The following is a 22,223-nucleotide window of genomic DNA, read 5'->3' on the forward strand; positions in this document are numbered from 1 at the left end:
GGCAGGCTCGCTCAGACCTTGATCTCGCCGGGGGCGATGGTCAGGCCCTGGTTGACCTTCACATCCTGGAGCGTCTGGCGCCAGAGATTGGAGGCATGGACATAGCCGAGCACGCCGATCGGCGCGTCGCGGGCGGCGAGCGCCTGCAGCTTGCCATAGGACTCCTTGAGCTTGGTCTCCTCGGTCTCGGCGAAGGCCGCAGCGAGCGTCTGGTTGAACTCCGGATTGTTGTAGCCCGTGCTCTTCGACAGCACCTGCTCCGGCGTCAGGCAGACCTGCATGATGTAGCTCGGCTCACCCGGCGACATGAAGACCTGTAGCGCCGCCTGATGCTCGCCGCGGATCGCCTGCTGGATCAGCACCGAGAACTCGTAGACCTTGAGGTTGACCTTGATGCCGATCTTGGCGAGCTGCGCCTGCACGAAGATCGCCGCATCCTTGGTGTCGAGCAGATAGGGCTCGGCCTGGATGCTGAGGTCGAACTCGGCACCGGTGGCATATTTCGACTTGGCCAGCAGGCCCTTGGCCTTGTCGAGGTCGAAGCCGAGCTCCTTGTCGGCCTCGGCGTTGAACCACCAGCCGCGCGAGGGCGCCGGCACGGCCGAAGGCTCGAGCAGCCCGTAATAGACCTTCTCACCGATGGTCTTGCGGTCGATCGCGGCGGAGACCGCCTTGCGGAAGTTCACATCGTCGAAAGGGGCCTTCAGGTTGTTGGTGTACATCAGCAGGGCGCCACCCAGCGTCGGGCGCGAGGCGCCGGTGATGCCCGGCATGGTCTTCAGCCGGTTGAACTCGCGCGGCGGCGGGGCGCTGATCAGGTCGACCTGGCCGGTCAGCAGATAGGCGACGCGGGTGGCGTCCTCCGGGATCATCTTGACGACGAGCCGGTCCCAGTGCGGCAGGCCCTTGCGCCAGTAGTTCGGATTCTTCCTGAAGCTGATGTAGTCGTTCGGCTTCCACTCCTCGAAGACGCCGAAGCCGGTGCCGACCCCGGCCGGGCGCGACTTGAAATAGTCGTCGCCATGCTCCTTGCGCGAGCCGGCGGGATAAATGCCCATGTATTTGGTCAGGAAATAGAGCCAGGGGCCGTAAGGCTCGGAGAGCTCGAACTGAACCTGTAGCGGACCCAGCACCGTGACCTTGGTGATGCGCGTGAAGAGCGAGCGGCGCGCCGCCTTGTTGGCCGGGTCGAGCAGGTAGTCGAAGGAGTATTTCACATCCTCGGCCGTCATCTTCTTGCCGTTGTGGAAGGTGACGTCGTCGCGCAATTCGAAGGTATAGGTCTTCTTGTCGGCCGAAATCGTCGGCAAGGCCTTGGCGAGCTGCGGCTTCAACACGCCGTCGACATCGTACTCGACCAGGTTCTCGAACACGGTCTGGCCGAGAACCATGGCATCGTGATTGAGCTGGTTTATCGGATCGATGGTGATCGGATTGCTCGGCAGGACGATGGTCAGGGTCTTGCCACTGGTTGGCTGGGCGTGGAGCAGGCTCGCGGGCAGGATGCCGCCAAGGGCGCCGCCTGCTGCGGCTGCAAGAAACGCACGGCGATTTGTCGGCACGGTCAGCATCGGATTCCCCCTGTTTTATGGCAATGCCTTGGCGGCGCCGGAGGCCGGCGCCGCGCCGAACGAGGGAAAGCTAGAGCGCTGAGGCGGCGAATAAAAATAAGAAGTGCTTGCCGCTTGATTGTCTCCGGCTATCGTCTTGGCGATGCGCTACACCTTTGGTCAGGCCGAGGCGTTCTACTGGGTGACCCGATTGGGCGGCTTCCGTGTCGCCGCCCAGCATCTCAACCTGTCGCAACCGACGGTGAGCCTGCGCATCAAGGAGCTCGAGCGCATCCTCGGCGGCGAATTGTTCGACCGCTCGCATTATCGCCCGATCCCGACGACGCTGGGCAATACGATCTATGCCGATATCGAGCGCATGCTCGCTCATGCCGAGCAGGTGCAACGCCACAGCAAGGACGGGCTGCGCGGCCGCAGCCTGCTGAGGATCGGCGCGGCCGATTCCTTCGCGGCCGCCATCCTGCCCCCTTTGCTGGCGGCATTGGCGCAGCGCCATGGCGAGCTGCAGGTCGATGTGACCGTCGATTTCAGCACGAAGCTCGAACAACTCCTGCTCGACCGCTCGATCGACATCGCCTTCCTGTCGCAGCCGCGTGCCCATCAGGGGATCACGATCGTCCCGCTCTGGCTGATCGACCTCGTCTGGGTGATCGGCGAGGGACTGCCCTTCCCCGGGAAGGTGGCGACGCCGGAGAACCTCGTCGATCTGCCGATCTTCACCAACGGCTCGCCATCGGGCCTGTTCACCACCATCCAGATGTGGTTCGGCGCGCGCGGGCTGAGACCGCGCCGGCTCAATACCTGCAATCCGCTGACCGTGATCGCGCGCCTCGCCAGCGCCGGCACCGGCGCCGCGATGATCCCGCGCGAGATGATCCACCTCTCCGGCGAGAAGCTGGCTTTGCGGGTGCTGGAGGCCGACCCGCCGATACCCGCGCATAATCTCTGCGCGATGTGGTGGAACAACGAGTCCGCTGACGAATGCGGCTATCTCGCCAACCTCGCCCGCGAGATTGCGATGAACTGATGGGCTCGTGTGCACCCGCAGAGCGATGTCCGCTTTAGGGCAACGACTGAACGTCAGCTTTTGGCGCCGACCGCCCCTCTTCACCGTGAGCCCTTATGCGGGAACGTTCTGTTTGAGGAAGGCAAAGATTTCCGCGGACTGGTCTGGCAGGAAATGATAGCCGTTCTCGATGAAGCATATCTTTGCATGCGGCGCGTTGCGCTCGAGCCGCAGGCGCGTTTCCGCAGAATCGATGAAGACATCTCGCCCGCCGAGGACCGCAAGGATCGGCATCGCCAACCCTCGGAGTTCGTCGTCCGTCAGTCGTGGAATATCCACGATACGTGGTCTCACGGCGCCACTGATGCTGTCCATCAAACCCGCTATGAGCTGGAGCTCGGCAGGCAGCTCCTTCGGCGGCGGGCCGAACACCATTTTGCGAATCTTGCGTTTGCCCCAGGAGCCTAGCAGCAACAGCGGCGCGGCCCACAGCAGCAGGTTTTTCTGGCGGCCGATACCCGCCGGGCACATGAGCGCAAGCGCCCGGACTGCCATCGGCCGGCGCTTCGCATAGTCGAGCGCCAGCCAGCCGCCCAGCGATGTGCCGACCAGACCCATTGCCATGAGCCCTAGCCCCTTGACGACGTCGTCGAGCCATGAGGCGTGAGCGTCGCCGGTCAGATCGGGTCGCACAGGCTCGCTGAGGCCAGGCTCGCCGATGACGTCGACGGCATAGAGGCGAAACCGCGATGCCCACAACGCGATGTCGGGAAGCCAGGCGGCGCTGTTCGCCTGCGCGCCATGGAGCAGGAGGACCGGCGGCGCATCCTTCGGGCCGCATGCGAGCACAAAGGTCCGGCCCTGACATGTCGGCAGATGGAGCTCCTCCTTTGGGACAGGCCAGCGGTCAAGGACATCGCGATAGAGGGCCTCGACCGCCGCGGCGGTACTCTCGCTGCGATAGATGGCGGCCGTCATTTGAGCGCTCGCAATTGCAGGTCCACCAGCTCAAGCAGCCTTGCAGCGTCCGAGGGGCTTGCGATCACGACGATCTTGAGATTGCGACTCGTTGGATCGAACGCCGTGCTGAGGTGCAAAGGCGCTGTCCTTGAGTCTCCCGTCATGCCGGCCGCATTGAGAAGCGATGCCATCCGCTCCGCTCCCTCGGCCGAGATGTCGACAATCTCGACGATGCAGGTCGCGCGAAGAGCGGCGGCCGGGGCCGAATGACCCCGTACGACACCGCTGAATGCGTCCAGCGTCCGCTGATCGATGCGGTACGCCTTCCCGACCTTGGTCGCCGGCAGGCGCCCGTCGCGGATGTAGCGAAGCACCGTCTTGGGATGGAGCTTGAGCTCTTCGGCCGCCTGCTCGACCGTAGCGAGTTTGCCAGACATTGATATTCCCTATCACTCCTATATTAGGGCAGAATAGGTAATAATTAGGATTCGTAAAGGGATTAATGAGAATCATATGGCAGCGAGCATGATGAAAGCCCGGTTGAGCGCCGACCTGCGACATGCCCTGAAGGAGAAGGATCGGCCGCGAGCCGCACTGCTTCGAAGTCTCCTCGCGGCACTCGACAACGCGGAGGCGCCGCCCGCGACCGCAAGCCCGGTATCTGGCCAGGATTTCCGGAGCGGCGCGGCGGAAGTGGAACGACTGGTTCTCGATGACCGTGACGTCCAACGAATCTTGGTTGCGGAGATCGAAGAACGCGAGGGCGCAGCGGCACAATTTGAACGCATGCGTCAGGCTCAGCGCGCTGCAGATTTGCGGTTCGAAGCGACGCTGGCCCGGCAGTATCTAAAGTGACTTGAGCTCGCGAGCGATCGTTTTGGATGTCCGCTTACGGGCGCTCGGCGAGAGTCAGCTATTGGCGCAAGGGCGCCTCATATCCTCCAAGCCGCGTTGCGCCCGGGCTGGACGGCGTCGGCAAGCTGATAGCCGCTGTCGCGGCCGAGGATGTTGACGCCTTTGCCGTCCGGCGAGACCGGACGCCACGCTCCCGAGATGTCGGTTGAGGGTACGCCGGTGTGAGCGAAGCGGGCCCAACTCGCCAGCATCAGCTCGGACAGTTTGGCCTCGGCCTGCCCGGCTCCCACTTTGGCGCTGAAGAACGGGTGTCGATAGGTGCCGAAGACGAACGGGATCTCGGCCGTATGCGGAACGCCGCGCGCCGGTGGCGCGAGGGGATGATCGAATTCGTAGAGATAGGCGGAGTGCCCAGCCCGCGCATGGCGCCTGGCGGCCTCGAGTGCGCGCAGGCGAAAGACGATGTCGCCATAGGCGGCGATCCAACACCTTTTCAGAGCATCGCCCTCGGCCGGCGTCGCGGTGGAACGATAGGCCTCGACGATCTCAGCCACCGGCAGATGCGCGGCCTCCGGGCGATAAATCGCGATCAGGTCGCGGATCATCGCCTGCAACTCGGCCTCCGTCTGCGGCGACTTCAGCCCGCCCACAGCCTTGCCGTCGGGATTGACCAGGTCGTACCAGAACACGCCTTCGTCGCGCGTGGTGCCGATCAGCGCGGGGACGGCCGGCAATTGCCCGTCACGTGGCCAGGCCGTCAGCACCTTGCCATCGAGCACAGGCAGAATCGGCGGGCGTCCGAGCGAGCGCACCATGGCAGGATCGCGCGCCAGCTGAAGCTCGGCGTCGTGAAGCTGCTGGGCGGGAAGCTCACGCAGGCCGGCGATGCTGGTGCCGAGCCGCTTCGCCAGCGCCTCCGCATAAGCAGCGGCGGTGTCGAGTTCAGGAAAGCCCGGGGCGCCGTGCAGCGAGCCGCTCTGGATGATGACCTTGTCGAACAGCCCGGCATTGGCAGGGTTCTGCGCGATCGTCGCGACGCTCTGCCCGCCGGCCGACTGGCCGAAGATCGTCACCCGCGCCGGATCGCCGCCGAAGGCGGCGATGTTGTCCTTCACCCAGCGCAGCGCCGCGATCTGGTCCTGATGTCCCCAATTCGCTAGGGTGCCCGAACGCTCGTCCTTGAGCTCGGGATGCGCCAGCCAGCCCAGTGCGCCGAGCCGGTAATTCACCGTCACCACGACGACGTCGCCGCGCGCGGCCAGCGCTGCGCCGTTCGTGCCGGCGACGAGGCCGTGGCCGGTGCGCCAGGCGCCGCCATGGAGCCAGACCATCACCGGCCGCTTGCCCTGAACGGAGGGCGTCCAGACGTTGAGGAAAAGGCAGTCTTCCGATTGCGGATCGGCGCCGTCATAGAGCCAGGCGGCCGCGCCCGCCAAGGTCTGGATCGAGGCTGCGCCCGGCTTGCTCGCATCGCGTATACCGGCCCAGGGCGCGGCCGATTGCGGCGCACGATAGCGTAGCGGCCCGACGGGGGCGGCGGCGTAGGGGATGCCGAAGAAGGCGGCGGCGCCGCCTTGCGCAAAGCCCCACAGCTTGCCGCTCGCGGTCTCGACCACCGGCATGTCCTGCGCCAGCGCTGCAGCGGCGAGCGTACTCGACAAGCCAACGAGAACAGTCCTTCGATCGGTCAGAAACATCGCCAGATCCCTCCCTGCAGGCTGCAATATATTTTAAGCTTAAAATATTCTGGTAGGCAAGCGGAGTCCCATGTTCGCATCACGGGTCAGAGCATGCTCGATTTCGTCCACGCGGACGTAGGCGGCGGAACGCTTGGCCGCCAACCTTTCCAATGGTCGTCTTGCCCGCGCCGGGCAGTCCGCTGAGGACGACGAGCACGTTACCTCCCAGGGCTTTGCTGCGTCCGCTTGTAGGAGGAGAGCACGGTGGTTGTGAGCGGCCGCTTGGCGTCGCCTTCGGTCATTCTGCCGCCGAGCTCCCAAAGTCCGCTTTCCGACAAAGAACCAGAGTCCGCTGGTGGCGCTAGTCGTCCAAATCCGTCCGGCGGATTCGCCTATTGCTCGGCACACTTAACGAAGTAGGCACTTGGCGCGCTACAATCACAGGTTCTATCCTGAGCCGGCGTTGGGGAGCAAAATGCTGAATCAAGAAATCGGGCAGCCTGTGAGCGGTGACAGCGAAGCGCCGCCATCGGTTACAATCGATGCAGCAGTCGCTAGAAGCTTCACGTATGCTTCCTATCAGAACGCGGTCCCGGTCTTAAGATCACTCGCGATTGCAAATCCAACCGATAGGCACTTGGAACAGTGCCGGCTGGCGATGGTATCGACCCCGGCCTTCCTCCGCCCCAAGCTCTGGACGCTCGCCTGGTGCCCGGCGACCGCATCACCATCAGCGATAAGCGGGTCGAACTTGATGCTGGCTATTTGGCCGGTCTGGACGAGGCGGAGCGCGGCGAAATCACGTTCCGACTCTACTCGCAGGACGCGTGCCTGGCCGAAGTCCGGTTTCCCGTACGGCTTCTGGCACGCGATGAATGGGGTGGTGTCGCCGACATGGCGCAACTGCTGCCGGCGTTCGTGCTCCCCAACGATCCGGCAGTCCCGAAGATCCTACGCGCTGCGGCCGAGTCGTTGACGGCGCATGGGCATCCTTCGGGACTCGACGGCTACCAATCGGGCGATCCCAAGCGAAGCCTGCTGCTGACGGCGGCTGTCTATTCTGCCATCGCCGGGATGAAGCTGCACTATGCCGAACCCCCGGCGAGCTTTGAACAGCGCGGCCAGAAGGTTAGGCGCCCATCGACAATCGCTCGGGATAAGCTCGTGACCTGCCTCGACAGCTCCCTGCTGTTCGCCGCAGCCCTAGAAGGCTGCGGGCTGAACTCGGCCGTGCTGCTCTTCAAGGACCACGCGGCCGTCGGCGTCTGGCTGACGAAACGGACCTTTCCGAGAGCGGTGGAAAGTGACCTAACGGAAGTCCGTAAGGCTATTGCCGCTAGAGAGCTCGTCGTCTTTGAAACGACCGGAGTGACGCATCGGCCGGTTGCGACACTGGACCACGCTCGCCGGCTCGCCGAGTCGCGGCTCGCCGAAACCCAGGCCTCAGGCTTCGAAGCGGCGATCGACCTGCACAGGTCGCGCAGCGGCGGCATCACACCGCTCGCCTCACATCGTGCTCCGGTCCCTGTTGCGGAGGAGGCGCAGGATGGCGACATCCAGTTGCCGCTTTCGGTTGCGGCGGAACCGTCCGATCTTCCGGCGGAGGTCGTTGAGCTCAAGCCGACCACTGCCGCAGGGCGCATCGACCGTTGGCAGAAGAAGCTGCTCGATCTCACGCTACGCAACCGGCTGCTCAATTTCGCCGACTCCAAGAAGACGAGCCTTTCCTTTGCACCGATATAGCCTATCTCGAGGATAGGCTTTCGGAGGGTGCTGCGATGCGGCTGATCTCGCTGCCGGAGCATAATCCACTCGGCCAACGCGACGAGGCCCTTTATCGAGAAGTGCGCGGCCAGGATTTGCATCGTGGCTTTGCGGCGGATGCGCTCGCGCGTGGCGAACTCACGTCGCCGCTGGACGCCAAGAACCTCGACGCGCGGCTGATTGAGCTCCATCGCCAGGTCCGCAACGACTTCGCCGAGGGCGGAGCAAATACACTCTTCCTCGCTGTCGGGTTCCTACGCTGGAAGCGCATGCCCGGCGATGAGCGAAGCTATCGTGCGCCACTTCTGCTTTTGCCGGTGAAGCTCGACCGGCGCAGTGCGAGCTCACAGTTTACGCTACGTTTCCACGAGGACGAGCCGCGCTTCAACGCGACGCTACTGCAATTCCTGGAGCGCGAGTTCGATCTCTCGCTGCCGCAGTTCGCTGGCGAGTTGCCGCAGGACGAGAACGGCATTGACGTGCCGCGTCTGCTTGGCGCGATGCGCCAGGCGGTCCGCGACGCGCCCGGCATGGAAGTTGTCGACGACGCTGCGCTGTCGACCTTCTCCTTCGCGAAATACCTGATGTGGAAGGACCTCGTTGAACGGACCGACGCGCTGCGGCAGAATCGGATCGTACGTCACCTGATCGATACGCCCGAGCAGGCCTTCTCTGGATCCGATGATGCTTTCGTCGATGAGCGCGAGCTCGACGGGCGCTATGCGCCGGCCGACATCGTCTCGGTTCTGCCGGCCGACTCCTCGCAGATCGCAGCCAGCATGGCCGCAGTCGAAGGGCGCGACTTTGTCATCATCGGCCCGCCCGGTACGGGAAAGAGCCAGACGATCGCGAACATGATCGCGAACTGCCTGGCAAGCGGTAAGACGGTGCTCTTCGTTGCGGAGAAGACCGCAGCTCTGAACGTCGTGCACCGCCGCCTGAAGGCGCATGGGCTGGGCGACCATTGCCTCGAACTGCATTCGAACAAGGCGGATCGCAAGTCGTTTCTCGCACAGCTGCGGACCTCCTGGGAGAAGGGCCGCGCGTCCTCGTCCTCCGACTGGGTCGCCGTCAACCATCGGCTGAAGGTGAGGCGAGACGTCCTGAACGCCTATGTCGAGGCGCTCCACCAGCGCCATGCCAATGGCCTGACCGCCTATGCCGCGCTCGGCGTCGCCTTGCGCGACCGCCATCGTCATGCTCCCGAGTTGTCCTGGTCGCATCGCGATCTCCATGATGACGAGGCGCGGCGAGCACTCGGCGACCTCACCGAGGAGGTAGGCCGCGTGTTCGCGGCCGTCGAGCGCGCGCCGGTCCTCGCCTGCGTCGATGCTCCCGAATGGTCCTCGGCCTGGCAGGAGCGCCTGCTGGCGACGGGGCGCGACCTTGCGGGAAAAGTTACCACCCTCGGGACGGCGCTCGCGGCGTTTCTGCCGCAACTGGGACTGTCGGCATCCAGCGATGCCTCAAGCACGGAGCTGGAAAGGCTGTCTCTCCTGGCCTCCGCCCTCTGTGAGAGCGTCGGCAGCGACCAACGCATCACGTTCGATCCCGACTTCGCGGGCCTTCGCCAGGCGCTCGCCGAACTCGAAGGCTCGATCACCTCCTATCGGACTACGGAAGCGGAGCTCTCGGCGACGTTCGCGCGTGATTCGGTCGTTCGGATCCCTCTCGACGATCTGGAGCGCGACTGGCGCGAGGCCGGCGCCGCCATCTGGCCGCGCAGTTGGCTGGGACGCCGGCGGGTGAAAAAGCTGCTGCATGGCTATGCCGCTGCCGGCCAGCCCAACCCAGACAAGGATCTGCCTATCCTGCGCCGGTTGCAGGCGCTCCGCTCGTCGGTCGAGAGCTGCAGTCTTGCGGGCAAGCCACTCGCCTTTTCCGGCCTCGATACCGATGTGTCGGCAATAGACCGCCATCTCTCCGGCGCGACTAAACTTCGCGACAGCTTGCTGCGGCTCGGACGCGCGGCAGACGATATCCGCGCGGTCGTCAAAGCTATCGCGCCGGTGCTCGTCCCGAGCATTGATGCTGAGCCGGTCCGGCTGACTGCCGTCGCTTATCGCGATGCTTTCGCCGCCTTCTCAGTGGCCATGGCGCAGTTCGCCGCGGCCGCGGGGTCGGACCCGTCACGGTCTACCAGCGAGACGCTGCTGTCCGACCTTGTGGGAATGACTGATCAACTCGCGGGTGCTCGCCAACTGCTGCGCGATTGGACGAGCTGGTGCCGGGTCAGGGCGCAGGGCGAGGCGCAAGGTCTCGGCCCACTGATCGCTGACCTACAAAGCGGCGCGCTCAGCCCGGACGAAACGCGGTCGGCCTTTGATCTCGCCTATGCGCGCTGGTGGCTGCCCCACGCTCTCGACACGAATGCGACGTTACGCGATTTTCGCCGCTTCCAGCACGAACACGCCGTCGAAGAATTCCGCGAGATCGACGATCTCGTCCGCGCCAAGGCGACCGCTCGTGTGGTGAGTGCCCTTGCGCACGGTTTGCCTCCGGTCCAGAGCGTGCCGCGCAACTCGGAGCTCGGTCTACTGCGTCACCAGATGGAGCTGCAGCGACCGAGCCGCTCGATCCGCGAGATGATCGGCGGAATGTCAGGCAGCTTCGGCAAGCTCGCGCCCTGCATGTTGATGTCGCCACTGTCGATCGCGCAGTATTTCCCGCCGGATCAGGCGCTGTTCGACGTCGTAATTTTCGACGAGGCCTCACAGATCACCACCTGGGATGCCGTTGGCGCGATCGCACGGGCAAAGCAGACGATTATCGTCGGCGATCCCCGCCAACTCCCACCGACGAACTTCTTTGGTCGCAACGAGGACGACGAGGAGGTCGCCGAGCATGAACGGGACCTCGAGAGCATCCTGGATGAGGCCAAGGCCGCCGGGATCCCAGTCCGCGACCTGCGTTGGCATTATCGCAGTCGCAACGAATCGCTTATCGCGTTCTCCAACGCGCATTACTACCAGAACAGGCTGATCACCTTCCCTGCACCGGAGGTCGAGGACCGGGCGGTCAGGCTGGTGCGGGTCGATGGTGTCTATGACCGCGGCAAGAGTCGAACGAACCGCACGGAGGCCCGCTCACTAACCGATGACGCGGTCCAGCGCATGAAAGACTGGTTGAAGCTGCCCGAAACGAGCCGGCCAACGCTGGGGATCATCACCTTCAACGCGCAACAGCAGGCGCTGATCCAGGATCTGCTCGACGAGGCACGCCGCCATGAGCCGGCGCTCGAATGGTTTTTTGCCGAGGATCGCATCGAGCCAACCATCGTCAAAAACCTCGAGAACGTGCAGGGCGACGAGCGCGACGTGATTCTGTTCTCGATTACCTTCTCGAAGGATGCCGCAGGCAAGCGCACGATGGATTTCGGAGCACTCAATCGGGACGGCGGCGAAAGGCGCCTCAACGTGGCAGCGACTCGAGCACGGCAAGAGCTCGTGGTGTTCTCCGGCTTCAGCGCCGACGATATCGATACCGGCTGCACCAAGGCGGTCGGCGTCCAGCATCTCAAGACGTTCCTCGACTTCGCCGAGCGCGGCGCGATCGCATTGCCAGCGCAGGACAAGGGATCGGTCGGCGCGCTTGAATCTCCATTCGAGGAGGCGGTTGCAGCGGAGCTGACCCGCCTCGGCTGGCAACTGGTTCCCCAGGTCGGCATCTCCGGCTTCAGGATTGACCTCGGCGTGAAGCACCCCGACCGCGCCGGCGCGTTTCTCGCCGGCGTCGAATGCGATGGCGCGACCTATCACAGTGCGGCGACCGCCCGCGATCGGGACAAGGTGCGGGAGCAGGTGCTGCGCGGGCTTGGCTGGAACATCGTCCGCGTCTGGTCGACCGATTGGTGGTTTGATCTGAATGGAGCCACCATCCGCCTTCATGAGGCGTTGACTGCCCTGCTAGCGGACAGCCGGGCGAAGGACGCCGAGCAGGCATCCAATCAAACCTTGCATTGGGAGCTTGGCGACGAGGTAGATTCTGTTCAGTCGACGGCGGACGTGATTGAACTCGAGGTAGCGCACATAGAGGGCTCGATGTCGCCAATGGGTCCCGTCAACTCCGTCCCTGCCGCTGAGCTTGCAGCCGACGTCATGGCCGAGACGGAATCTCAGCCCGTTAGGCTGGCCGCCGCTGGCACCCGGCTCGGCACACATTCTCAACAGACCGGTGATGCGCCGCGCTATGGCCTGACGGACCTCTCACGATTCCGGGCGGAGCCGAATATGTTTCACGAGTTCGGCTACCGCGCCACTCTACGCGGCATGGTCGATGCCGTGATGGAAACAGAGGCGCCGCTGCGCGAGGAGATCCTGGCGCAGCGCATCGCTCGCGCCCACGGATGGCTGCGCACGGGCGGTAAGATCCGCGAGCGCATCCAGCTACATCTGCGCGACCTTGAGCGCACGAGCGAGTCCAGTGGTGAGTTTCTGTGGATACCGGGTACGATCGTGCCGATCCATCCCTATCGCGCGCCGGTCGATGTCGAGGCGCGCCGAGGCATTGCAGATATCCCGCTCGCCGAACTCGCCAGTCTTGTCGTCGCCGAGCCCGCCCTATTGGAGGAGACCGATCCTGCGCTGGCATTGGCGCGCCTGTTGGGCGTCGAGCGGCTGGCGGCGACATCGCGAGCGCGACTGGACGAGGCCCTCCGGCATGCATCCACCCGTCTTCAGTCGGTCGAAGCAGATGGCCAATAGACGCGCGTGATGGTTCGCTTCCTCCAAAGTGCCGGGCCAGAGGGCAAAATGTGACTTATCGCTTCGTCCATGCGGCGGACATTCATTTGGATTCACCGCTGCGTTCTCTCGCGCTGCGCGATCCGGATCTCGCCGATCTGATCGGAAACGCCACCCGCCGCGCCTTCGTGCGCGTCGTTGATCTCTGTCTCGACGAGCAGGTCGACGCGCTGCTGCTGGCCGGCGATCTCTATGATGGCGACCAGACCTCCATGAAGACGGCGCGCTTCCTGGCCGAGCAGCTCCGGCGGCTGCACGAAGCCGGCATCCGTGTCTTCGTCATCCGCGGCAACCACGATGCGCTGTCGCGGATCAGCAAGGAGCTAACCTTGCCGGATTCCTTGAAGCTGTTCGGCGGCCGCGCCGAGGCGATTGCGATCGAGCGGAGCAACGGCCAGTTTCCCATCGCAATCCACGGTCTCAGCTTCGCGCAGCCCCATGCTCCCGAAAGCTTGATCGGTAAGTACAAGCCGCCGATCGAGGGCGCCGTGAACATCGGCCTGATGCACACCAGCCTCTCTGGCGCGCCCGGACATGATCTCTATGCGCCGTGCAGCCTCGCCGATCTGCAGGGCACTGGCTTTAGCTACTGGGCGCTCGGCCATGTTCACAAGCGTTCGATCGTCGAGGGTGGCTGCGCAATCGTGATGCCCGGCATGCCGCAGGGCCGCGACGTCAACGAGGCCGGTGCCAAATCCGTAACCCTGGTCACGATCGGCGACGATCGCTCGATCCGGATCGAGGAGCGCGTCACCAGCATCGCGCAGTTCGAGAGGGTTGCGGTCGATGCGACGGGGATTGACGACTGGCGCGATCTTGTCGCTGCGCTGGCGCGAGCATTGGAGCAGGCGCGCGGTGATGTCGCCTCGGAGCACCTTGTCGCTCGCCTGCGGGTGACGGGAGCGACCCCGCTTGCCTGGCGCATCCGGCGCGATCTCGACCTCCTCAAGACCGAGGCCGACGATCGGGCCTCCGTTATCGGGAGCTGTTGGGTCGAGAAGCTCGAGATCGATTGCCGGGCGCCAGGCGTGGCGGCTGGCGCTTCGGCTGATCCCCTCACCGAACTGCGTCGCCTGATCGAGGAGGAGGTCATCGGCTCTGACGCATACCAGGCCGAGGTCGCGGCCATCGCCGAGGAGCTCAGGACACAGCTTCCGCAGGAATGTCGCGGCCTGCTCGGTTCAGATGAGGAAGCGTTCAAGGCCATGCTCGCGGCTCTAGCGAAGGACGGGTCCGAAGACGTGCTCGCCCGACTCCATGCCGGTGCGGAAGGCGGCGTTTCCTGATGCGCCTGAAGTGCCTTGATCTCACACGCTACGGCAAGTTCACCGATCATCGCATTGAGTTTGGCGAGCGGGTGGAAGGCGAGCCCGACCTGCATATCGTCTACGGTCCCAACGAGGCCGGTAAATCGACCGCTCTGGCCGGTTTTCTCGATCTCCTCTTCGGGATCGAAACGCGCAGCCGCTTCAACTTCATCCACCCTTATCCAACGATGCGCATCGGCGGGACATTGGAGCTCGCCGGCGGTCCCCAGGCGCTCGTCCGGATCAAGCGGCCGCAGAACAGCCTGCTCGATGTGCGCGACCAGCCGATTGCCGAAGGCGTCCTCCTGGGAGAACTCGGTGGCATCGATCGCGACTCGTATCGCACGATGTTCTCACTGGACGATGCGACATTGGAGGCAGGCGGCGAAAGCATCCTGTCGAGCAAGGGCGATCTCGGCCAGCTTCTGTTTTCGGCGAGCGCGGGTCTGGCGGATCTCAGCAAAGGCCTCGTCGATCTCAAGACCGAGGCCGAGGGTTTCTACAAATATCGCGCCCGCAGCGGCGAGCTGTCGGAGCTCAAGGCCCGTCTCGGGGAACTCAAGGCGGAGCGGGAGCGGATTGACACCTTGGCCTCCGACTATGCCCAGCTGATCGAGGCGCGCGATCGGGCCGCCATTCAGTACGAAGAGGCGATCGTCAGCCGCAGCAAAATCCAGGCGCGCATGGACGAGATCCAGCGCCATCTGAACGCCTTGCCGCGCCTGGCGGATTTGCGTGGAATCCGCCAGCGCATTGCGCCCCTGGCCGACCTTCCCAACGCTCCGCGCGGCTGGGCCGAGGAGCTGCCGCAGCTGCAGGAGGACGAGATCGAACTCGGCATTCGCGCGCAGGGCCTCACAGAGGAGATCGCGGAGCTGTCAGGGCAGCTTGACGCGATCGTGGTGGACGAGACGGCGCTAAAGCTGACCGACAAGGTCGAGCGGCTCGCTGATCTGCGTGCCCGCTATGTCACGGCGGAGAAGGATATCCCGGAGCGCCGTCTGCAACTGCGCGAGGCCGAATTCGCGATCTCTACGATCCTGAGCCGCATCGAGCGGACTGAAGAGACAGATCCGCATCGCCTCGTGCTGGGAGCCTCCGTCGTCGGTGTGCTTCGCACGCTGATCGAGACGCGCTCCGGCATCGAGACCGCGCTGAAATCGGCAACCGATGAGCTGTTGGAGGCTCGCCGGCGACTGGACGAGGCGCAAGCGAGGCTACGCGAGGCCGGCGGCGATCCGGAAGCCGCGCAGGGACGCGAGACGCGGATGTCGTCGCTGGCGGCGACGGTCGCGGCCGCGCGGGCGGACGATCATGCGGCGCGTCGCCGGCTGGCCGAACGGGCTCGTGATGCCGCCGGCATGGTGCTGGCGGATCGCATTCGCGAGCTGCGGCCCTGGAACGGTGACATCGAGGAGCTCGTCGACCTGCCTGCTCCCGCTGCGGGGGAGATTCAGCGCTGGGTGCTGGCGACCGCCGAGACACAGAAGCGGATCGATCAGCACGCCGGCGAGGTCGAGCGCCTGACGACGGAACAGGTCCGCCTGGCGGCTGAGCTGAACGCGCTCAGTGGGATCTCAGGTCTGGTCTCTGATCAAGAAGCCGCGAGCATTCGTGCAATCCGGGAGCAGGCGTGGGCGGATCATCGGGGCAAGCTCGACACCACTTCCGCCGATGGCTTTGAGGCGGCGCTTCGGCGCGACGACATCGTCACGAACGGACGGCTCGGTCATATGGCGGATGTCGCAAAACTCCACCAGACGAGCCAGGCGCTGGTCATCGTGAAGGCAGAGTGCGATCGCGCCATTGAACTTCGGGATCTCGCGACAACGGCTATGCAGGGCCTCCAGCGCGAGATCGCGGCCGCCGTAGCTGCGATCCGACCGACGCTGTCGGACAATACATCGCTGCCTCAGTTCGAAGCTTGGCTCGGCCGTCGAGACAAGGCCTTGGAGGCAAACGCGCTTGTCCGCGCGGCGGAGAGCGATCTTCGTGAGGCGGAAGCCGACGCCGTGGCTATGCGCGATAGGCTGGTCGGCGCGCTCGGCGCGGCCGGTCTGCCGCAGGATGCCGAGGCTCGGTTCGAGACGCTGCTGGTCGCAGGGCAGGGGGTCATCGATCGGGAGGTCGAGCTGAAGGCGTTGCGGGCCAGCGTGGATGAGCGGCGGCGCGACCTGGGGAGCCGTGAACGCGAGGTCGAAAAGGCCACGGAGGCCGACCGGGACTGGAACGCCTCATGGACCAAAACCTGCTCGGCCTGTTGGTTGGGAGAGGGCGGCATAGTGCCGACGCTCGCGACGGTTCGCGAAATCCTCGCAGCCATCACCGAACTCGACCCCGTGCTGGAGAAGAAGGCCAGTCTCGTCGACCGGATCGGCAAGATGGAGAAGGATCAGACCGCATTCCGCGACGACGCTGCAGCGCTCGCCAGCGAGATGGGGATCGCTGCTTCCTTCGGCGATGTCCTGGATCTGGCGCAGGTAGTCGGCGCTCGGATTCAGGAAGCTTACGCCGAACGCACGCGGCGGGTGACCGCGGCCCAGAACCTGGAAGCTGCTCGGGCCCGGCATCGCACGCTCTCCGAGACGTTGGCGGTTCACGACCGGCGCAAGACTGAGATGCTCGCCTTCTTCAGCGTCGCAACCTTGGCGGAAGTCTCTAGCAAGCTGGTGGCCATCGAGAAGAGGGCGGAATTGGCGGCGCAGGCCGACGCTGCCGAGCGTGACATCCTCGCTGCGCTTCGGCTGGCCACGATCGACGAGGCGGAAGCTGCCCTCGATCTCTCCGATCACACTGCCCTGGAGGCTGAGCTTGTCGAGCTGAAGGCTCGCTTCGATGATCAGGACCAGCGCAGCCGTGACCTGTTCTCTGTTCACAGCAAGGCGCTCGACCGGGTCGAGGCCGTCGGCGGCGACGGTGCGGTGGCCAAGATCGAGGAGGAGAAGCGCACGCTGCTGCTCGACATCGAGGATCGCGCGCTCCGCTATCTCAGGCTGAAGCTGGGCGCGGCCGCGGCCGAACAGGCGCTGCGCGCCTATCGTGACCGGCATCGCAGCTCGATGATGGCGCGCGCCTCGCAGGCCTTCGCAACGATCAGCCGTGGCGCCTATGCCGGGCTTGCCGCCCAGCCGGAGAAGGACGGCGAGATTCTGATCGCGCTAGCGGCCAGCGGAGGCTCGAAAGAGGCCGCGGAGCTATCGAAGGGCACGCGTTTCCAGCTTTATCTCGCGCTGCGGGTCGCCGGGTACTACGAGTTCGTCGCCTCTCGGCAACCGGTGCCGTTCATCGCCGATGACATCATGGAGACTTTTGATGATTTCCGAGCCGAAGAGGCTTTCCGGCTCTTCGGGGAGATGGCGCAGGTCGGGCAGGTGATCTACCTCACTCATCATCCGCACCTTTGCGAGATCGCGCGGCGGGTGTGCCCCGGTGCTAGGATTCATGAACTGACTGCACGCCTGCAACGTTAGTAAGATTGCTTGCGCACACCGATATCTGGAAGTTAATCACATGCACTTCCTCGCAGAGCCCTTCTCTGCTTGGGCGCCGTTTATTGGCGCCTGCCATTTTCCTAGACGCAGGATTTCGAATGTCCGAGAATCATGAAGAATTACTGGAGCTGACGGCTTCTATCGTCTCGGCCTATGTGAGCCACAATAATGTTCCTACCGCTGACGTGGTCGGCCTCATCGCCAGCACTCATTTCGCGTTGGCGAAGCTCGGCAGCACGCCGACAATCGCGCCGGCGGAGCCACTCGTGCCCGCTGTCTCGATCAGGAAATCGATCACCCCGGACTTCCTGATCTGCCTGGAAGATGGACAGAAATTCAAATCGCTGAAGCGTCACATCGGGTATAAGTACGGGCTGACGCCGCAAGAGTACCGCGTAAAATAGGGCTTACCTGCCGACTACCCGATGGTCGCTCCCAGTTATGCCGAGGCGCGGTCAATGCTGGCGAAATCGATTGGGCTTGGGCGCAAGCAAACGCCGGCCGCAGGCCCGGCCCCCGAGCCCGTCAAGCCGACCAGAGCGAAGCGTGTGACGAAGGCCAAGGCGTCAACTTAACGGACCCCATGCCACCGCTTTGCCGCGAGCGCGTTGCGCTGTGCGGCCGGGCCCTTGTCCCATTTCATCCAATTCGATCCGCGCACCCGATCGTACGGGTTGGACGGCTCGCCGCCAATGCGCTCTCTGAACCATGCAGCGACTGCCGCGACGATATGAGGGGCGTGTATCAGTGAAGCCAGCAGCCAAGGCTAGTCCCGCGGGAGGCATCGCGGGCGATCTGATCGCCGTTCTGTCTTTCCGAAGCCAAGCGGCAAGGTCTGGTACGATGACCAGCGTGATGTGCATCGCCAGATCTTCGAGGCCGAGGAAACCGTGTCGCTTGGCAGTTAAATGTAAGAATGCGCCAGTTTCGTCCGCCTTGCGCATTTAATTATGAGAATCGTGTCCGCCGGATTCTCAAATTAACTGCAACTGCGAGAGCGCTGGCGGCCGACTGGTTTGGGCTATTATTGTGCTGGCGAGATTGACAAAGTGCGCTGGGATGGATTGCTCATGGGAGGCTCGCGGGGAGAGAACACCGGGAGCCGAATTCTCACATTAAGTAACAAAATTTCAGTCGGATTATCAAATTAACTGCTCATTCTCAAATTAAGTGCCAGCCCAACTAACTGAAATCATTGGCGCCGCGATATCGCATTTCACTGCCAAGTGACACCTAGTGCCGGCGCGGCCGTGTCGGGCGATCGCTCGCTGGAGGTTGAGTAGCTCCTGCTCACCCGCAGTGCCAATCTCCCCGCTCGGGACAAGCCTTCAGAATCGTCGACAGCGAGAACAGGACGGTCGCGCCGCGGCCACCTCGGCTGGGCGAATTGTAGCTCAGCGGCGCGGCGACGGTGATGCCGGCCTCGACCGAATCGTTGAGTTGCAGGCGTACGCCGCCGCCCGCCGCGGAGAGCGACTGGACGATGTCCTTCGGCGCCGCATAGCTGCGGACGGCTCCGCCTTCGACGAAGCCGAAGAGCTGCACGTTCTTCAGGAAAGATAGCCCGGGCCGATAGTCGTAGCGTAGCTCTGCCGAACCGGCGATGCCGTTGTCACCGGCGAGCCATCCGCTTTGGAAGGCGCGCCCGAAGGCGCCGCCACCGAGATAGAACTGCTGTGAGATCAGCAACGCCTCGGAGCTGGCCTGACCGGAGCCGGCGAGCTTCATCGACCAGCTTTCGCCAAGACCCTGATAGCGCGTCAGCGCACCTTGCAGGAGATAGAAGTCGCCCGAGCCATCGAAACGCGAGAGCAACGGATCGTAACGGCGCGAGGCATCGTCGATGTCAAACCCCTTGCGCAGGCCGAGCATCGCATAAGTCGTGCCTAGCCAGTCGTCGCGGAGGCGATAATCGGCCGTCAGGCTCGCGATCCGCAGGCGATCACGATAATTGATGCCGAAAATGCTCTCCTCGACGATGTTGCTGATGCCCAGCCCGGCGGTCAGCGAGAGCGATTGCCGCTGTGTCTGCAGTGCGACGACCGTTGCCCTGGCTTCGAGATTCTCTGCATCGGACCGGACACGGCCGAGCCGACGCAGGTCGCCGGGCCAGACGACGCTGCGCGAGGCCGCGACGCCCACCCGCAGCCAGTCATTGCCGAGCGGCGCATCATAGGAGAGGCGGCCATAGCGCAGCTCCCGTGTCGAGCCCGGGACCGATGAGAGGTTCACAGCGAGCGTGTCGCCGGGGACGATCAACGAATTCAGCGCGGCGCCGAAATAGGCCTGCCACGGACCGACGGCATTCGAAGCGGCATTGTCGAAGCCCGCGGAGACGAACACGCTCCAGCTGTGGAGGATCACGGTCAGACGGAACTGCCCGGAGCCGGTGCCGATTTCCTCCAGCGTCGTGTCCTTGACGCGTACCCCCGGGAGATCGTTGACGAGCAGGAGCTGGCGCTCGAGCGTCGCCAGCCTGGCCGGCGTCTCCTCGGCGATCGGCGCCAGCATCCGGCGCGTGCCGAAGCGGTTCGCCTCGTCGCCCTGCACCACCAGTTCTGCGACGGTGCCTGGGATGATCCTGATGGTGACGACGCCGCGCTTGATATCCTGCGGCGGTATGAGCGCACGCGTGAGGTGATAGCCGGCGTCGCGATGGAGCTTGCTGATCTCGCCAGCGAGGGCGACGAGACCCGCCTGAGAGATCGGCTTGCCGAGCTTGTCGCGATAGGTGGCCTCGATCTCGCCGGAGCCGAGCGGACTGTCGCCCTCGATCCTCACGGCGGCGAGCGTGAACAGCGCCCGTTCTTCACCGGTCGGTTGGTCGGGCGCGGATCCCGCCATCCGAACCGAAATCCCATCCCGGGTCTCCTGCAGCCGCTCGGCGCGTCGCTGCTCGAGCCCCTGATCGGCCGGCTGGATCGGCGGCGGAGACTGGCGGCCGCTCTGGGCATAGGCGGGGCCAATCAAGGCCGGCGAGCACATGAGGAGCGATAGGATCACCGCTCGCAGACTACCACTGGATAGTCCGCCCACTCGCCGCCATGCCATGTCGAACATGCACCCGTCTGTTGGGCTTTTGCCCAGCCTTCCCCGCTCAAAAACCGTAAATAGACATGGTTAATCAGGACTTAATGCTTCCTCCTGTTTCAGAGCGTTGCGCTAAGCCAGCGTTCAGAACTGCCTGCTAGAAGGCAGGATAGCCGGCTTTGCACGACCTCCAGAACGGAGACTGCCCCCCATGCTACGAGCGACCCGCATCCTCTTCGCTGCGGGCCTTCTGGCCCTTTTGCGTGCGTTGGGCCCGAACGAGGCTTTCGCCCAAGACAATATCTGGCAGGTCAGCAAGGTCTCGGGCGAAGCCTGGGTCGCAGGTTCCGGCGTTCAACAGGTGTCGCTCGGCCAGGCCTCGACGCTCAGGCCCGGCGATATGATCCGTACCGGGCGCAACGGCCGTGTCCTTTTGGTGCGCGGGGCGGAGAGCATGCTGATCTCCGCCAATTCGCAGGTCGCCGTGCCGACGACGAACGGCTCGGGCCGCTCGACGATCCTCCAGCAGGCCGGGTCGATCCTGCTCGACGTGGAGAAGCGGAACGTCCAACATTTCGAAGTCGAGACCCCCTTTCTTGCCGCCGTGGTCAAGGGCACGCAGTTCCGTGTTACGGTGACCTCGGGCAGCGCCAAGGTCGACGTCCAGCGCGGCCAGGTCCAGGTCAGCGATTTCCGCTCGGGTCAGTTCGTGCTGGTCCAGCCCGGGCAGGCCGCCAGCGTCGCTGGAAACGGTGCGGCCGGCCTCAGGCTCTCCGGTACGGGACAATTCAACCCGACCCAGCAGGGAGCACCGCGCACACCCTCCATTCGTCCGATTTCGGTTCCACGCGAGGGCCTGCCGCCGCCAGTCGGTGCCGCCCGCGAGGAGCGCCGGGCCAGTGGCGGCGAAGGTTCTGGCAAAGCCGTTTCCGTCAGTGGCGGAACGGTGCGCATCGGCGCGACATTGGGCGAGGCTAAAGTCAACGTGCATGCGGTGACCAAGGGGCTGGCGCGCAATGTGGGCGACGGAGCCGTCTCCTCCGGGCGCGTGCAGGCCACGTTCTGGTCGACTGGAGAGGTTTCGCCAGCGATCAACGCCTCGAATAATGGTCAGCCAATCGGCAATTTGGAAAACACGAGATCGGATGGCGTGACAGCTTCGGCGAACGTCAACAGCCAGGCGAACGGTCGTAGCAATGGCGCAGGCGTCTCAGCCAAAGGCAGCAGCAACGACTCAACGAAAGTCTCCGGCAACGCCGGCGGGAACGGCAACGGCAATGGCGGCGGGAACGGCAACGGCAACGCCGGTGGGAACGGCAACGGCAACGCCGGCGGGAATGGTAACGGCAATGCCGGCGGGAACGGCAACGGCAACGCCGGCGGGAACGGCAACGGCAACGCCGGCGGGAACGGCAACGGCAACGCCGGCGGGAATGGCAACGGCAATGCCGGCGGGAATGGCAATGGCAATGCCGGCGGGAACGGCAACGGCAATGCCGGCGGGAACGGCAATGGCAATGCCGGCGGGAACGGCAACGGCAATGCCGGCGGGAACGGCAATGGCAATGCCGGCGGGAATGGCAACGGCAATGCCGGCGGGAACGGCAATGGCAATGCCGGCGGGAACGGCAACGGCAATGCCGGCGGGAATGGCAATGGCAACGCCGGCGGGAACGGGAACGGCAATGGCGGCTTGAATCTGGGCCTGAACCTGGGCGTCGTGAACGTCGGGGTGAGCCTCGGCGGGAGCGGCGTCGGGAATTCCCGACGCTGATTCTCTTGACGGAATGGTCAGCTTTCCTGGGCTAGGGTCGGGCT

The 22,223-nt window shown here is 64.4% G+C and carries 12 protein-coding genes and 1 pseudogene; 8 read left to right on the forward strand and 5 right to left on the reverse strand.

The window, feature by feature from the left end; genetic code table 11:
- Positions 1-11: 11 nt before the first annotated feature.
- A complete protein-coding gene (locus BLM15_RS30980) occupies positions 12-1,571 on the reverse strand; it encodes an ABC transporter substrate-binding protein (RefSeq protein WP_126116748.1) in 1,560 nt (519 codons plus the stop codon).
- A 142-nt stretch (positions 1,572-1,713) separates the two neighbouring features.
- Here BLM15_RS30980 and BLM15_RS30985 point away from each other — a divergent pair, with 142 nt between their 5' ends.
- Positions 1,714-2,598, forward strand: a complete 885-nt coding sequence (locus BLM15_RS30985; protein ID WP_236846861.1) for a LysR family transcriptional regulator — start codon at positions 1,714-1,716, stop codon at positions 2,596-2,598.
- A gap of 93 nt (positions 2,599-2,691) precedes the next feature.
- Here BLM15_RS30985 and BLM15_RS30990 read toward each other — a convergent pair whose 3' ends face one another.
- Together BLM15_RS30990 and BLM15_RS30995 are read right to left on the reverse strand one after the other, a co-directional pair.
- Positions 2,692-3,555, reverse strand: a complete 864-nt coding sequence (locus BLM15_RS30990) for an alpha/beta fold hydrolase (RefSeq protein ID WP_126116750.1) — start codon at positions 3,553-3,555, stop codon at positions 2,692-2,694.
- The gene (locus tag BLM15_RS30995; RefSeq protein ID WP_126116751.1) at positions 3,552-3,974 is read right to left on the reverse strand and encodes a helix-turn-helix domain-containing protein; all 423 of its coding nucleotides are present in this window, start codon (positions 3,972-3,974) and stop codon (positions 3,552-3,554) included. The genes BLM15_RS30990 and BLM15_RS30995 overlap by 4 nt, the downstream gene beginning before the upstream one ends.
- A 76-nt stretch (positions 3,975-4,050) precedes the next feature.
- On the opposite strand from BLM15_RS30995, the gene BLM15_RS31000 reads away from it, so the two are divergent.
- Complete coding sequence (locus BLM15_RS31000) at positions 4,051-4,392, forward strand: GatB/YqeY domain-containing protein (RefSeq protein ID WP_126116752.1); 342 nt, start codon at positions 4,051-4,053, stop codon at positions 4,390-4,392.
- Between the two features lie 77 nt (positions 4,393-4,469).
- Here the strand turns inward: BLM15_RS31000 and BLM15_RS31005 are convergent, their stop codons facing one another.
- On the reverse strand, positions 4,470-6,053 hold the full coding sequence (locus BLM15_RS31005; RefSeq protein WP_164547741.1) for a carboxylesterase/lipase family protein: 1,584 nt from the start codon (positions 6,051-6,053) through the stop codon (positions 4,470-4,472).
- A gap of 726 nt (positions 6,054-6,779) precedes the next feature.
- Between BLM15_RS31005 and BLM15_RS32275 the strand changes: the two genes are divergently transcribed.
- The 5 genes and pseudogenes from BLM15_RS32275 (at position 6,780) to BLM15_RS31025 (ending at position 17,950) form a co-directional block, all read left to right on the forward strand.
- Positions 6,780-7,814, forward strand: coding sequence for a hypothetical protein (locus BLM15_RS32275; protein ID WP_335904846.1), 1,035 nt, complete (start codon positions 6,780-6,782; stop codon positions 7,812-7,814).
- A gap of 35 nt (positions 7,815-7,849) precedes the next feature.
- Positions 7,850-12,538 carry a DUF3320 domain-containing protein gene (locus tag BLM15_RS31010; RefSeq protein ID WP_335904847.1) on the forward strand — a complete coding sequence of 1,563 codons (4,689 nt, stop codon included), beginning with the start codon at positions 7,850-7,852 and terminating at the stop codon, positions 12,536-12,538.
- A 50-nt stretch (positions 12,539-12,588) separates the two neighbouring features.
- Positions 12,589-13,863, forward strand: a complete 1,275-nt coding sequence (locus tag BLM15_RS31015; protein WP_126116754.1) for a metallophosphoesterase family protein — start codon at positions 12,589-12,591, stop codon at positions 13,861-13,863.
- Positions 13,863-17,354 (forward strand): ATP-binding protein, encoded by a 3,492-nt coding sequence (locus BLM15_RS31020; RefSeq protein WP_126116755.1) that lies wholly within the window; start codon positions 13,863-13,865, stop codon positions 17,352-17,354. Before BLM15_RS31015 ends, BLM15_RS31020 begins: the two co-directional genes overlap by 1 nt.
- A gap of 119 nt (positions 17,355-17,473) precedes the next feature.
- Positions 17,474-17,950, forward strand: a pseudogene (locus tag BLM15_RS31025) (Ros/MucR family transcriptional regulator).
- A 715-nt stretch (positions 17,951-18,665) separates the two neighbouring features.
- On the opposite strand, the gene BLM15_RS31035 reads toward BLM15_RS31025, so the two are convergent.
- On the reverse strand, positions 18,666-20,219 hold the full coding sequence (locus tag BLM15_RS31035) for a ShlB/FhaC/HecB family hemolysin secretion/activation protein (RefSeq protein WP_164547742.1): 1,554 nt from the start codon (positions 20,217-20,219) through the stop codon (positions 18,666-18,668).
- Positions 20,220-20,616: 397 nt separating this feature from the next.
- Here BLM15_RS31035 and BLM15_RS31040 point away from each other — a divergent pair, with 397 nt between their 5' ends.
- Complete coding sequence (locus tag BLM15_RS31040; RefSeq protein ID WP_126116757.1) at positions 20,617-22,179, forward strand: FecR domain-containing protein; 1,563 nt, start codon at positions 20,617-20,619, stop codon at positions 22,177-22,179.
- Positions 22,180-22,223: the final 44 nt, after the last annotated feature.

The sequence above is a fragment of the Bosea sp. Tri-49 genome (assembly GCF_003952665.1).
Lineage (GTDB): Bacteria > Pseudomonadota > Alphaproteobacteria > Rhizobiales > Beijerinckiaceae > Allobosea.

What these genes read in the sequence shown, in the direction of transcription:
- BLM15_RS31035 (WP_164547742.1), bottom strand. Translation starts at nt 20,219, where the DNA reads ATGGCGGGATCCGCGCCCGACCAACCGACCGGTGAAGAACGGGCGCTG.
- BLM15_RS31020 (WP_126116755.1), top strand. Translation starts at nt 13,863, where the DNA reads ATGCGCCTGAAGTGCCTTGATCTCACACGCTACGGCAAGTTCACCGAT.
- BLM15_RS31040 (WP_126116757.1), top strand. Translation starts at nt 20,617, where the DNA reads ATGCTACGAGCGACCCGCATCCTCTTCGCTGCGGGCCTTCTGGCCCTT.
- BLM15_RS30995 (WP_126116751.1), bottom strand. Translation starts at nt 3,974, where the DNA reads ATGTCTGGCAAACTCGCTACGGTCGAGCAGGCGGCCGAAGAGCTCAAG.
- BLM15_RS30980 (WP_126116748.1), bottom strand. Translation starts at nt 1,571, where the DNA reads ATGCTGACCGTGCCGACAAATCGCCGTGCGTTTCTTGCAGCCGCAGCA.
- BLM15_RS31010 (WP_335904847.1), top strand. Translation starts at nt 7,850, where the DNA reads ATGCGGCTGATCTCGCTGCCGGAGCATAATCCACTCGGCCAACGCGAC.
- BLM15_RS30990 (WP_126116750.1), bottom strand. Translation starts at nt 3,555, where the DNA reads ATGACGGCCGCCATCTATCGCAGCGAGAGTACCGCCGCGGCGGTCGAG.
- BLM15_RS31000 (WP_126116752.1), top strand. Translation starts at nt 4,051, where the DNA reads ATGGCAGCGAGCATGATGAAAGCCCGGTTGAGCGCCGACCTGCGACAT.
- BLM15_RS30985 (WP_236846861.1), top strand. Translation starts at nt 1,714, where the DNA reads ATGCGCTACACCTTTGGTCAGGCCGAGGCGTTCTACTGGGTGACCCGA.